This window comes from Dickeya fangzhongdai (genome assembly GCF_002812485.1).
GTDB lineage: Bacteria > Pseudomonadota > Gammaproteobacteria > Enterobacterales > Enterobacteriaceae > Dickeya > Dickeya fangzhongdai.
This window is the reverse complement of record NZ_CP025003.1, coordinates 4,453,331-4,466,082: the sequence shown is the minus strand read 5'-3', so window position 1 is coordinate 4,466,082 and position 12,752 is coordinate 4,453,331. Positions and strand designations below refer to the sequence as shown.

Genomic DNA, 12,752 nt, shown 5'->3' with positions numbered 1-12,752 from the left:
TTTTACAAATAGCGGGTAACGCGGCGGCTGTCAATCAACATTGGACCGGGGCGCGGCATTTCGCAAGAAAAGGGCTTCCCCGCACGGCGTTAAGGGATACAATCGGGAAAAAGCGGGCAGGATTTCCCGCCCGGCGACCGACTTGTTCTCAAACCGACTTGTTCTCAAACCGAAGAGTAGTGTGATGAAAAATATCAACCCGACGCAGACTGCCGCCTGGCAGGCATTGCAGCAGCATTTTGCCGCGATGAAAGAGGTGCAGATCAGCGATCTGTTCGCGCAGGATCCCGAGCGTTTCTCTCACTTTTCCGCCACGTTCGGCGACCTGATGCTGGTGGATTATTCCAAGAATCGCATCACCGCCGACACGCTGGAAAAACTGCAGGCGCTGGCGCGTGAAACCGATCTGTCCGCTGCCATCAAGTCGATGTTTTCCGGCGAGAAGATCAACCGCACCGAAGCGCGCGCCGTACTGCATGTCGCGTTGCGCAACCGTAGCAACACGCCGATCGTGGTCGACGGCAAGGATGTGATGCCGGAAGTGAACGCCGTGCTGCAAAAGATGAAGCAGTTCAGCGAACGCGTGATCGGCGGCGAGTGGAAAGGCTATACCGGCAAGGCGATCACCGACGTGGTGAACATTGGTATCGGCGGGTCCGACCTGGGGCCGTTCATGGTGACCGAGGCGCTGCGCCCGTATAAAAATCACCTTAATATGCACTTCGTTTCCAACGTCGACGGCACCCACATCGCCGAAACCCTCAAACGCGTCAACCCGGAAACCACGCTGTTCCTGGTGGCCTCCAAGACGTTCACCACGCAGGAAACCATGACCAACGCCCACAGCGCGCGCGACTGGTTCCTGAAGGCGGCCGGCGATGAAAAACATGTCGCCAAACACTTCGCGGCGCTGTCCACCAACGCCAAAGCCGTCGGCGAATTCGGTATCGACACCGACAACATGTTCGAATTCTGGGACTGGGTCGGCGGCCGTTATTCGCTGTGGTCCGCCATCGGCCTGTCGATCGTGCTGTCCATCGGCTTCGACAACTTCGAGCAGCTGCTGAGCGGCGCGCACGCTATGGACCAGCATTTCGCCACCACCCCGGCCGAGAAAAACCTGCCGGTGCTGTTGGCGCTGATCGGCATCTGGTACAACAACTTTTTTGGCGCGGAAACTGAAGCGATTCTGCCGTACGATCAGTACATGCATCGCTTTGCGGCCTACTTCCAGCAGGGCAACATGGAGTCCAACGGTAAGTACGTCGATCGCAACGGCAACCCGGTGGATTACCAGACCGGACCGATCATCTGGGGCGAACCGGGCACCAACGGTCAGCACGCGTTTTACCAGTTGATCCATCAGGGCACCAAGCTGGTGCCGTGCGACTTCATCGCGCCGGCGCTCACCCATAACGCACTGAGCGACCACCACAACAAGCTGCTGTCGAACTTCTTCGCTCAGACCGAGGCGCTGGCGTTCGGCAAATCCCGCGAGGTAGTGGAAGCGGAGTTTGCAGCGGCCGGCAAATCCGCCAAAGACGTCGAGCACGTGGCGCCGTTCAAAGTGTTTGAAGGCAACCGTCCGACCAACTCCATCCTGCTGCGGGAAATCACTCCGTACAGCCTGGGGGCGCTGATCGCGCTTTACGAGCACAAGATCTTCACCCAGGGCGCGATCCTGAACATCTTCACTTTCGACCAGTGGGGCGTGGAGCTGGGCAAACAGCTGGCTAACCGTATCCTGCCGGAACTGCAGGATGACAGCGCCGTCAGCAGCCACGACAGTTCTACCAACGGGCTGATCAACCGCTTCAAACAGTGGCGTGCGTAATGACGGCGCAGGCGCTCAATAACAACAGGCCCCGATTTCGGGGCCTGTTTTTTTATGGCATTGGTTTTTTATAGCATCAGTTGGCTTCGACGATCGGCGTCAACTGGCTGCCGTTCCAGATGCCGCCCCGGTTGACGACGCTACTGTCGTTGTAGGCGGCGGAGGCATTCAGATTTTTCACCGGACTCCAGACGTTATTCCAGGGCAGGAAGTAGACGGTTTTGGGGAAATGGCTTTTGATGATGCTGACCAGACGGGCGTAATCAAACTGCTGGTTGGTGGTGGACGGGCCGACCTCGGTTAAGGCGAACGGCTTGTTCAACCGCAACATCTCGTCGTAACCGCTGAGATTGGCCGGGTTGTCCAGATACATATCCAGCCCGGCGATATCCACGTAAGCGTCGCCGGGGTAGAACCCGGTCTTGTCCTGGCGGTTGGCGTCCGGCGCGTACACCCACAGCAGGTTGTTCAGCCCTTTGGTCTGGGTGAAATAGGTGTAGATGTCGCGGTACAGACGGATATACAGGTTCATTCGCGTGGTGTCATGGGTGTTGTAGCCGGTGGCGCCCCACCAGAACCACTCGCCGTTCATTTCATGCAGCGGGCGGTACAGCACTACCACGCCTTGCTGTTGCAACTGCATGAGCCCGGCCGCCACCTTGTCCAGAATAGCCAACCAACGGGTGCGCTCCGGCGTTCCTGATTGCAGCACGGCAGCCAGTTGCTCGTTGCTGACTGCTTTTTTCAGCCCGCCTTCGCCGGTGCCGGGATCGTTGCCGGCAAATACCGGGTTGGGCAGATGATGGCTGATTTGCACCAGACCGCCTTTTTTCCAGTAATCGATCAGTGTGCTGTTGCAGCTGTAATCCACCAGATCCGCCTCGTTACCCGCGGAGGTTCGGTCCCAGCCGCGCGCGTAGTCGCAGGCGTAGATGGCCGGATACTGACCGGTACGGGCGGCGATGTTCTCCGCTTCGGCTAGCGAGAAGGCGTCATCGCCGCCGATATTGGCGTAGCCGCCAAACGCGCCGGAGAGCAGGCGGGAATCGCTGCGATTCGGCAGGTGCGCCATCCAGTTAATGGGATGGACTACCTCCTCCCCCTGCGGTTAACTGTACGAAATATGCTCAACAGGAGAGTCACCATGAATATCGTATTTCTGGGTATTGATCTGGCTAAAAATGTTTTCCAGCTTTGCGGATTAAACCAGGCTGGCAAACCGGTTTATACAAAACGTACCGGCCGAAAAGAATTACTCCAGACGGTGGCAAATATTCCTGCCTGTCTGATTGGTATCGAAGCGTCAACAGGGGCATTTTACTGGCAACGCGAGTTTGAAAAACTGGGACATAAAGTAAAAGTCATCAGCCCACAGTATGTAAAACCTTTTGTTCGCGGGCAAAAAAATGACGGTAATGATGCACAGGCGATAGCTGTGGCCCTTATGCAACCCACGATGCAGTTTGTTCCGCCTAAAAGTCCCGAACAGCAGGATATTCAGGCTCTGCACCGTGCAAGACAACGTATTGTCAATCATCGTACTGCAACCGTCTGTCAAATCAGAGGACTGCTGCTTGACCGGGGAATAACAATCGGTGCAGCGGTCTCAAGAGTTCGTCATGCAGTTCCGCTGATCCTTGAAGATGCAGAAAATGGTCTCAGTACCAGAATGCGCAGGACGATTGCAGAACTCTATGATCTCTTTAACGATCTTGGTCGTCGCATAAACTTTTTTGATAAAGAAATAGAGGCTGTGTTCAGGCAATCTGAAGCCTGCCAGCGCATTGCCAAAGTTAAAGGTATTGGTCCTAAAACGGCAACGGCTGTTGTTGCCGCTATTGGCAAAGGAACTGAATTTAAAAATGGTCGTCACTTCGCCGCGTGGCTTGGTCTGGTTCCCCGGCAACACTCAAGTGGTGACAGGCAAGTTCTCATGAATATGACGAAAAAAGGCGACAAGCATCTGCGGACTCTTTTTATTCATGGTGCCCGCGCTGTCGTCAGGGTTGCCACGAATAAGAATGATAGCTGTCTGCATCAGTGGGTTAATCAGTTGAGGGAACGGCGAGGGTTTAATAAAACGACCGTGGCGGTAGCTAACAAGAACGCGAGAATAATCTGGTCGATGCTGAGAAATGATACAGAATATCAGGCAGCCGGAAGTTAATTCCCAGCCAGAAAAGTTGCAGTGTACTGAGAAATGGTGACAGGTTGCACCTGCACAATCGGAACCTGATTTTTATACTGGCCTCAGAGGCCGTCCAGTTGTTGAGGCGATCGTGTGCGGATTACCCATTTGGGCACAGGTTTTCCTGATGCCGGATAGATGTAAGCAACAACCCAAAACCAGAATCAGTGCTTGCAAAACGGAGGTAGTCCATAGATGTAGATGGCGCGGGTCGTCGCCATCGCGTTGGGAGTGACTGGTGACACGGTATGGGCGCCGACCTGGCTGATTGTGGCGGTCATCAGACAGGCGGCAAGTGATATCTGGCGAAATAGCTGATACGTCCTTTTCATGCGATATATCCTGTTGGTGAAGGGAAAAGCCTCGGTTGCAACGAATGCCCCGAGGCAGAGCGCGACAATGCTGTTCCCGCCGATGTGAAGCCGGGCGTGATCACAGTCATGGCAACAGAAATTGTTGTCGTTTATCCGGTAATTGCCACCCCGATGGTGGTAACATGAGCCTGTTTTGGCATAAGTTTTCGATTGTCGGGTCGGGGTAGCCCGGCTTCGACCAGTGTATCGACTATCACGGAGAGAAGCATGCGGACTCGTATTCTGATGGGATTGGCTGCTGTCGCCTTGCTGGCGGGATGCAGCACCACCAACGAACTCAGTGCTGCCGGTCAGGCGGTGCGTTTTACCGACAGTAAACCAGCGGCGCAATGCCAGCTGTTGGGCAATATTACTGGCACGCAATCCAACTGGTTGTCGGGCGGCGGTGATGAAGGCAGCTCAATGCGCGGCGCGGCGAATGACCTGCGCAACAGGGCGGCGGAGATGGGCGGCAACGTGATTTACGGCGCGACTACGCCGAGCCAGACGTTCCTGTCCAGCTTCGCGCCGCTGGACAGCAAGATGCAGGGTCAGGTTTATAAGTGCCCCTGATGTCGAAGGCCGCCAGCGTCGCGTGACGCTGGCGGTGCCTCAGTTCTGATTTTCCTGTTGTTGCGGCATACCGATATCCAGCAGCGTCTTGCTGGCTTCGCCGCCGATTTCCCGCGTCAGGCTCGGCACCAGATAGCCTGATACCCGCGTCATCAATTCCCTGATCAAGGTTCGCGCTTCGTCGTCCGGCACCAAAAAGTGCGCCGCGCCCTGTACTTTATCCAGCACATGCAGGTAATAGGGCAGAATACCGGCGTCGAACAACGCGTTGCTGAGTGCCGCCAGCGTGTCGGCGTTATCGTTGACGCTGCGCAGCAGTACGCTTTGATTGAGCAGCGTCACGCCCGCCCGGCGCAAACGTGCCATACTGTCGGTGAATTCCGCGTCGATTTCGTTGGCGTGGTTGATGTGGGTCACCAGCACCACGCGCAGCGACGAGCGCGCCAGCCGCTGGCAGAGTTCGTGGGTGATGCGCGCCGGAATCACCACCGGCAGGCGGGTGTGGATGCGTAACCGTTTCAGGTGGGGAATCTGTTCCAGTTCGGTCAGCAGCCAGTCCAGTTCGTGATCCTTGGCCATCAGCGGGTCGCCGCCGGAAAAGATGATTTCGTCCAGTTGCGGGTGCCGGCGGATATACTCCAGCGCCTGGCGCCAGTTGGCTTTGTTGCCCTGATTATCCTGGTAGGGAAAATGGCGGCGGAAGCAGTAACGGCAGTTGACCGCACACCCGCCTTTCACCAGCAGCAGCGCGCGATTGCGGTATTTGTGCAGCAGTCCGGGCACCACGCTGTGCTGTTCGTCCAGCGGGTCGTGGCTGAAGCCGGGGGTGGTGATGAACTCGTCCTGCGCGGTCAGCACCTGCAACAACAGCGGATCGCGCGCATCGCCGGGCCGCATGCGCGCGGCAAACGCGCGCGGCACCCGCAGTGGGAAAAGTTTGCGGGCATCGCGCCCGGCGGTCAGTTGCGGATGGTTATCCAGCGCCAGAAGTCGCAGCAATTCATCAGGATCGGTAATAACGTCGGTGAGTTGCTGCAACCAATCTTCTCGGGAAGGTATATTTAGGGTTACAATGTGTGCCATTTTTTTGGCTAAGTACCAGTATTAATGTAGAGGGCCATTATGGCGACTTATTTTAGCAACGATTTCCGCTCCGGTCTTAAAATCATGTTCGAAGGCGAGCCGTATGCCATCGAATCCAGTGAATTTGTGAAACCGGGTAAAGGCCAGGCTTTTGCTCGCGTCAAAATGCGTCGTCTGTTGACGGGGTCCCGCGTTGAGAAAACCTTCAAGTCTACCGACTCGGCTGAAGGCGCTGACGTGATGGATACCAACATGAACTACCTGTATAACGACGGTGAGTTCTTCCATTTCATGCATCCTGAAACCTTTGAACAGCATCAGGTTGAAGCGAAAACCGTGGGTGATTCTGCTAAGTGGTTGCAGGATAACGCCGAATGTATCGTTACCCTGTGGGACGGTCGGCCGATCGCCGTTCAGCCGCCGAACTTTATCGAAGCTGAAATCACCGAAACCGATCCAGGCCTGAAAGGCGATACCGCCGGTACTGGCGGCAAGCCGGCTACCCTGTCCACCGGCGCCGTGGTAAAAGTGCCGTTGTTCGTGCAGATCGGCGAAGTGATCAAGGTTGACACCCGCTCCGGCGAATACGTCTCCCGCGTGAAGTAATCTTCCCGGCGCGTAAACTGCCCGTCGGGCGGTTTACGCGTTGCTTTGCCTTTGATATCCCGCCTGAAAAATTCTCTCACACACGCCGAGCGTTGCCTGATGGTATTTTGCGCCGCCTGACGTAATAATGCCGCGTCTTGGTTAAGGAGAGTGCTATGTCCCCACTAATTATCACGGTTTTCATGCTGACCCTCAGTAATGTATTCATGACCTTTGCCTGGTATGGGCACCTTCGCTATTTCAGCGGCCGTACCTGGATGGTGGCGGCGTTGGTCAGTTGGGGGATCGCACTGTTTGAATACCTGTTGCAGGTGCCGGCCAACCGTATCGGTTATCAGGTGGCGTCTGCCGGGCAACTGAAAATTCTGCAGGAAGTGATCAGCCTGTCAGTCTTTATTCCCTTTTCGATAATTATTCTCAAAGAGCCATTCCGTACCGACTATATTTGGGCCGGGCTGTGTCTGCTGGGCGCGGTATTCTTTATGTTCCGCGATAAAATTATGGGTTGACCCATCGCGTAACGATATTTCGTAAAAACAGTCGGCGCGATCGCCGGCTGAAAATAAGCCGGACGAATTGGCCTGTTATTGCAGGAAATAACAATATCAAAACGCTGTTTTATTTATTTCCTGTGTTGTTTCGGTCAGCCTGATTATTTCCCTGAACCGGCGAGTGGATTAACCCAGAGAATGGTTTAACCCAGAGAATGGTTTAACCCAGATTAAGCTGTCCGTCTGGAATCCATTGCGTTGAGCGGTCGCCAGCAGCGCCTGCCTGACGAGCGGAGGGATTTCAGGCGTGCGGGACAGAATCCACAAATAATCGCGGTTTGGGCCGCATACCAACGCGTAGCGATAGTCGCTGTCCAGCGCAATCACGTTGTAGCCGCCGTAAAACGGGCCGAAGAACGACACTTTCAGCGCGGCGCGTTGCGGCGAGCCGGTGAAGTAGCCCTTACCGATACTTTCGCGCCAGACCCGCTTAACCGGGTCGAAACCGCGGTTAACCACGGTGATGCCGCCGTCCTCGCGTGGGCTGTAAGTGGCGGTGACCTGCTCCAGACCACGCTCGAAACGGTGGTCCAGTCGGGCGATTTCATACCAGGTTCCCATATAGCGGGAAGGCTCGAAGTTGTCCACGATCTGAACGCCCTGTGGCGTTGTGGTACTGCATGCGGTCGTAAACAGTGCGATAAACGATGTCAGCAATAAGCGCCAGTGCTTCATGCGCGGCTTCCTGTGCCTTTTGGTTTGAACATGGTTTAACAGTAGGAAGCGGGAAGTGAAGATGCAATAAAAAACGGCCCGCAGAGTGCGAGCCGTGAGACATGGCGAGGCGGCGGTTTTACAGCGTAACCACACCAATGATAGTGACGACCGACAGGATCGCCGCCAGACCGTAGAACACCCATTTGCCGGCCGGCACATGGATTTTCAGGTCATGCATGGCGTGATGGATACGGTGCAGGCCGCACCACAGCGGCAGCACGATCATCAGCAGCAGGAACGCGCGGCCAATCAGGCTGTGGCTGAACGCGGCGATGCGATCGTAGGTCAGCGCCTGCGGGAACAGACCAAGCGGCAGCAGAACCCCGACCAGCAGGATGATAACCGGCGCGAAAATGGCGCTCCACATGCCGCCGGCGCCGAACAGGCCCCAGAACGGCGGTTCGTCGGAACGTTTGGGTTGTTGATTAATCACGAGATTCCTCCTGTTCAGAACAGCAAGGCGATGGCCAGCACCGCCAGCGTGACAACGACGGTGACCGCCCACAGTCCTTTAACCACCGGCTCCGGCCCCATTTTTTCATCTTTTACGATGATAATGCTCGCCTTCGGCGCCAGATCGAACCAGGTCTTGGTGTGCAACACCGCCGCCAGCAAGGCGATGATGTTGAGCAACAGTACCAGCGGGTTTTGCAGGAAGCTGACAAACTGGCTCCAGCCTTCCGGACCGGCTTTGAGCGAAAACACGCCATGCAGCAGCACGATGCTGAACCAGACGGCGGGTACCGCGGTGCCTTCGCGCAGCATATAGAAACGGTAGAAACCGAGCTTCTGCCACCAGGTGGGCGTCATGCCACGGACATACGCTTTACGTTTGGTGATCATTTGTTGCCTCCCTTATTGTGGTCTCAGCATGGCGATCATGAAGTCTTTGGCGCTTTCCACCTTACCCTGCTGGATAGCCGCCGCCGGATCGACGTGCTTCGGACACACTTCGGAGCAGTAACCCACGAAAGTACAGGACCAGACGCCGTTGTCGCTGTTCAGTTGCGCCATACGCTCTTTCTTGCCGTGGTCGCGGTTGTCCAGGTTGTAACGGTGCGCCAGCGTGATGGCAGCGGGACCGATGAACTCCGGATTCAGGCCGAACTGCGGACAGGCGGCGTAGCACAGCCCGCAGTTGATGCAACCGGAGAACTGGTGGTATTTCGCCATCTGGGCCGGCGTCTGCTTGTTCGGTCCCTGGTCCGGCGTGCGGTTGTTGCCGATGATGTACGGCTTAATCGCTTCCAGACTTTCGATGAAGTGGGTCATGTCCACCACCAGATCGCGTTCGATCGGGAAGTTGCCCAGCGCTTCGACCTTCATGCCGCCGGTGTACTCACGCAGGAAGGTTTTACAGGCCAGCTTCGGCACGTTGTTGACCATCATGCCGCAGGAGCCGCAAATCGCCATGCGGCAGGACCAGCGGTAGGACAGGTCCGGCGCCAGGTTGTCCTTGATGTAGCCCAGCGCGTCCAGCAGCGAGGTTTCGCGGGTATACGGCACCTCGTAAGTTTCGAAGTGCGGGGCGTTGTCCTGCTCCGGGTTATAGCGCATGACTTCCATTTTCAGGGTTTGCATATCAGCCATTCGCTTGCTCCTTCTTGTTTTTCTCCTGAGCTTCCGCTTCGGCGCCGTAAACGCGTTTCGCCGGCGGCAGCTTGGTGATCTTCACATCGCTGTATTCCAGGCGGGGCGCGCCTTCCGGGTTATAAAACGCCAGCGTGTGCTTCAGGAAATTGACGTCGTCGCGTTCGGTGCAGCCTTCATCCAAACGCTGGTGCGCGCCGCGGGACTCTTTGCGGTTGATGGCGGAATGCGCCATACACTCGGCAACGTCCAGGCTGTGGCCCAGTTCGATGGTGTAGAGCAGATCGGTGTTGAACACGCTGGAATGGTCGGTGATCTTCACGCGCTTGAAGCGTTCTTTCAGTTCCGCCAGTTTGTCGACGGTTTTCTGCATCAGGTCGGTGGTGCGGTAGATGCCGCAGCCTTCTTCCATCGACAGCCCCATTTCGTCGCGGATTTTGGCCCAGCTTTCGGTGCCTTCCTGCTTCATCAACGCGTGCAGGCGCTGTTCCACGTCTTTGGCCTGCGCATCCAGCGCGCTGGCGTTGGCCGGCGCTGCCGCCTGCGAGCGTTCCACCGCTTTTTCACCGGCGACGCGGCCGAAGACCACCAGTTCCGCCAGTGAGTTGGAACCGAGACGGTTGGCGCCGTGCAGACCGACGGACGAACATTCGCCGACGGCGAACAGGCCCTGAATACGGGTTTCACACTGCTGGTCGGTTTCGATGCCGCCCATGGTGTAGTGCGCGGTGGGGCGAATCGGAATCGGCTCTTTCACCGGGTCGACGCCGACGTAGGCTTTTGCCAGTTCGCAAATGAACGGCAGGCGTTCTTTCAGTTTCTTCTCGCCCAGATGACGCAGGTCGAGGTAGACCACGTCGCCCAGCGGGGTGGACACGGTGCGTCCGGCGCGCCATTCGTGCCAGAAGGCCTGCGAAACTTTGTCGCGCGGACCCAGCTCCATGTATTTGTTTTTCGGCTCGCCCAGCGGCGTTTCCGGCCCGAGGCCGTAGTCCTGCAGGTAGCGGTAGCCGTCTTTGTTGACCATGATGCCGCCTTCGCCGCGGCAGCCTTCGGTCATCAGGATACCGGAGCCCGGCAGGCCGGTGGGGTGGTACTGTACGAATTCCATGTCGCGCAGCGGTACGCCGTGACGGAAGGCCATGCCCATACCGTCGCCGGTAACGATGCCGCCGTTGGTGTTGTAGCGATAGACGCGGCCGGCGCCGCCGGTAGCCATCACGATGGCGTTGGCGCGAATCTGAATCAGCGACCCTTCCATCATGTTGATGGCGACGACCCCACGGGCCTGCCCGTCATCCACCAGGATATCCAGCACGAAGTGCTCGTCGAAGCGCTGAATCTGCGGGTATTTCAGCGAAGTCTGGAACAGGGTGTGCAGCATGTGGAAGCCGGTTTTATCCGCGGCGAACCAGGTGCGTTCGATCTTCATCCCGCCGAAGCGGCGCACGTTGACCGAACCGTCCGGTTTGCGGCTCCACGGGCAGCCCCACTGTTCAAGCTGGGTCATTTCACGCGGGCAATGCTGCACGAAGTGATCCACCACGTCCTGTTCACACAACCAGTCTCCCCCGGCCACGGTATCGTGGAAGTGGAAGTCGAAGCTATCGTGATCCTGTGTGACTGCCGCCGATCCCCCTTCGGCAGCCACGGTGTGGCTGCGCATCGGGTAGACTTTGGAAATCAGCGCAATCTTGAGTTGGGGATTTGCTTCTGCTGCGGCGATCGCCGCCCGTAAACCTGCTCCCCCGGCCCCGATAATGGCCAAATCGGCATTAAAGGTTTGCACTGCATGCCTCCAGTTACTTAAGTTAAATAAATTAAATTAAGAAAATAATATGAAATTAAGTTTAGCCACTTATTTTCCGTTTTAATTTCCAAGACATTAAATCGAGTGAAAAAATATCCGGTCAAACAGTACTGAGAGATTAAATCACCCTTTTTTTGTATGGAAATGATTATAGCGATTTGTAGATGACTGAAATTTGATGTGATCCAGCATTTTGCTGTTTTTTAATATCTATACGGACATATTCCGGAAAATGTGATTTATCCGCAAATAGCACTTTCATACCCCAAATAATTTGAGTTGCAGCAAGAGGGCCGCCGGGTGAATCTCCGGGAGTCTGGATTAGGCGGCGCCTGGTAATTATGAATATAGGTAAGCCAAATAGAGGAAAACCCTTCGCGGGATAAATTTGTCTGGCTGTGGTGATGCGGGTAGACTGCACCTCCAGTTTTAGTGTGGAGTGGAAATCATGAGCGAAACGGCAAGTTGGCAGCCCAGCGCCCCTGTCGCCAATCTGTTGAAGCGGGCGTCGATAATGAAAGAAATCCGGCGTTTCTTCTCAGACCGCGGCGTGCTGGAAGTGGAAACGCCGGCCATGAGCCAGGCGACGGTGACGGATGTGCATCTGTTCCCGTTCCAGACCCACTTTGTCGGCCCCGGCGCCGCCGATGGCATGGCGCTGTATCTGATGACCAGCCCGGAATACCACATGAAACGCCTGCTGGCGGCGGGCAGCGGGCCGATTTACCAACTGTGCCGCAGTTTCCGCAACGAAGAATCCGGCCGTTATCACAACCCTGAGTTCACCATGCTGGAGTGGTATCGCCCGCACTATGACATGTACCGGCTGATGAACGAAATGGATGACCTGCTGCAACAGGTGCTGGAGTGCGACAGCGCGGAGATGCTTTCCTATCAGCAGGCGTTCCAGCGTCATCTGGAGGTGGATCCGCTGTCGGCGGACAAGGCGCAGCTGCGTGAAGCGGCGGAGAAAATCGGCGTGGGGGATGTCGCCAACCGGGAAGAGGATCGCGACACCCTGCTGCAACTGCTGTTCGCGTTTGGCGTGGAGCCGCAAATCGGCCGCGACAAACCGGCGTTTGTCTACCATTTCCCGGCAACGCAGGCGGCGCTGGCGGAAATCAGCACCGAGGATCACCGGGTGGCGGAGCGTTTCGAGGTCTATTACAAAGGCATCGAACTGGCTAACGGTTTTTGCGAACTGACCGACAGCAAAGAGCAACGTCAGCGTTTCGAGCAGGATAACCGCAAACGCGCGGCGCGCGGCCTGCCGATGCAGCCGATCGACGAAAACCTGCTGGCGGCGCTGGAAGCCGGTATCCCGCCGTGTTCCGGCGTGGCGCTGGGCGTTGATCGTCTGGTGATGATGGCGCTGAATGCCGAGTCTATCGGCGAGGTGATGGCGTTTACGGTGGATCGCGCCTGACGCCGCTTTTCCTTTATTATT

At 56.6% G+C, this 12,752-nt stretch carries 14 protein-coding genes; 6 read left to right on the top strand and 8 right to left on the bottom strand.

Annotated features, from left to right (window positions below; genetic code table 11):
* The first annotated feature begins 184 nt into the window (after positions 1-184).
* Entirely contained in the window at positions 185-1,834 is a 1,650-nt protein-coding gene (pgi, locus tag CVE23_RS19970; RefSeq protein ID WP_038920377.1) for a glucose-6-phosphate isomerase, read from the top strand.
* 76 nt (positions 1,835-1,910) lie between these two features.
* Here the strand turns inward: pgi and CVE23_RS19965 are convergent, their stop codons facing one another.
* Complete coding sequence (locus tag CVE23_RS19965; RefSeq protein ID WP_225622615.1) at positions 1,911-2,906, bottom strand: glycosyl hydrolase; 996 nt, start codon at positions 2,904-2,906, stop codon at positions 1,911-1,913.
* A 72-nt stretch (positions 2,907-2,978) separates the two neighbouring features.
* Between CVE23_RS19965 and CVE23_RS19960 the strand changes: the two genes are divergently transcribed.
* Entirely contained in the window at positions 2,979-4,001 is a 1,023-nt protein-coding gene (locus tag CVE23_RS19960; protein ID WP_100848778.1) for an IS110 family RNA-guided transposase, read from the top strand.
* 185 nt (positions 4,002-4,186) lie between these two features.
* Here the strand turns inward: CVE23_RS19960 and CVE23_RS19955 are convergent, their stop codons facing one another.
* Positions 4,187-4,354 carry a hypothetical protein gene (locus tag CVE23_RS19955; RefSeq protein ID WP_188726083.1) on the bottom strand — a complete coding sequence of 56 codons (168 nt, stop codon included), beginning with the start codon at positions 4,352-4,354 and terminating at the stop codon, positions 4,187-4,189.
* Positions 4,355-4,603: 249 nt separating this feature from the next.
* Here CVE23_RS19955 and CVE23_RS19950 point away from each other — a divergent pair, with 249 nt between their 5' ends.
* Entirely contained in the window at positions 4,604-4,948 is a 345-nt protein-coding gene (locus CVE23_RS19950; protein WP_038920375.1) for a DUF4156 domain-containing protein, read from the top strand.
* Between the two features lie 39 nt (positions 4,949-4,987).
* Here CVE23_RS19950 and epmB read toward each other — a convergent pair whose 3' ends face one another.
* On the bottom strand, positions 4,988-6,031 hold the full coding sequence (epmB, locus tag CVE23_RS19945) for an EF-P beta-lysylation protein EpmB (RefSeq protein ID WP_038920373.1): 1,044 nt from the start codon (positions 6,029-6,031) through the stop codon (positions 4,988-4,990).
* 39 nt (positions 6,032-6,070) lie between these two features.
* Between epmB and efp the strand changes: the two genes are divergently transcribed.
* Entirely contained in the window at positions 6,071-6,637 is a 567-nt protein-coding gene (efp, locus tag CVE23_RS19940; RefSeq protein WP_012768149.1) for an elongation factor P, read from the top strand.
* Positions 6,638-6,792: 155 nt separating this feature from the next.
* Positions 6,793-7,146, top strand: coding sequence for a DMT family protein (locus CVE23_RS19935; RefSeq protein WP_022635071.1), 354 nt, complete (start codon positions 6,793-6,795; stop codon positions 7,144-7,146).
* 168 nt (positions 7,147-7,314) lie between these two features.
* On the opposite strand, the gene blc is transcribed toward CVE23_RS19935, so the two are convergent.
* From blc to frdA, 5 genes are all read right to left on the bottom strand, one after another.
* Positions 7,315-7,863: an outer membrane lipoprotein Blc gene (blc, locus tag CVE23_RS19930; protein ID WP_100850227.1), complete on the bottom strand. Its 549-nt coding sequence runs from the start codon at positions 7,861-7,863 to the stop codon at positions 7,315-7,317.
* Between the two features lie 118 nt (positions 7,864-7,981).
* Positions 7,982-8,338: a fumarate reductase subunit FrdD gene (frdD, locus tag CVE23_RS19925; RefSeq protein WP_049854775.1), complete on the bottom strand. Its 357-nt coding sequence runs from the start codon at positions 8,336-8,338 to the stop codon at positions 7,982-7,984.
* A gap of 14 nt (positions 8,339-8,352) precedes the next feature.
* On the bottom strand, positions 8,353-8,748 hold the full coding sequence (frdC, locus tag CVE23_RS19920) for a fumarate reductase subunit FrdC (RefSeq protein ID WP_100850226.1): 396 nt from the start codon (positions 8,746-8,748) through the stop codon (positions 8,353-8,355).
* 12 nt (positions 8,749-8,760) lie between these two features.
* A complete protein-coding gene (locus tag CVE23_RS19915; RefSeq protein WP_038665183.1) occupies positions 8,761-9,495 on the bottom strand; it encodes a succinate dehydrogenase/fumarate reductase iron-sulfur subunit in 735 nt (244 codons plus the stop codon).
* Positions 9,488-11,284 (bottom strand): fumarate reductase (quinol) flavoprotein subunit, encoded by a 1,797-nt coding sequence (gene frdA, locus CVE23_RS19910; RefSeq protein ID WP_038665185.1) that lies wholly within the window; start codon positions 11,282-11,284, stop codon positions 9,488-9,490. Before frdA ends, CVE23_RS19915 begins: the two co-directional genes overlap by 8 nt.
* 469 nt (positions 11,285-11,753) lie before the next feature.
* Here frdA and epmA point away from each other — a divergent pair, with 469 nt between their 5' ends.
* The gene (gene epmA, locus CVE23_RS19905; protein WP_038665188.1) at positions 11,754-12,731 is read left to right on the top strand and encodes an elongation factor P--(R)-beta-lysine ligase; all 978 of its coding nucleotides are present in this window, start codon (positions 11,754-11,756) and stop codon (positions 12,729-12,731) included.
* Positions 12,732-12,752 lie beyond the last annotated feature (21 nt).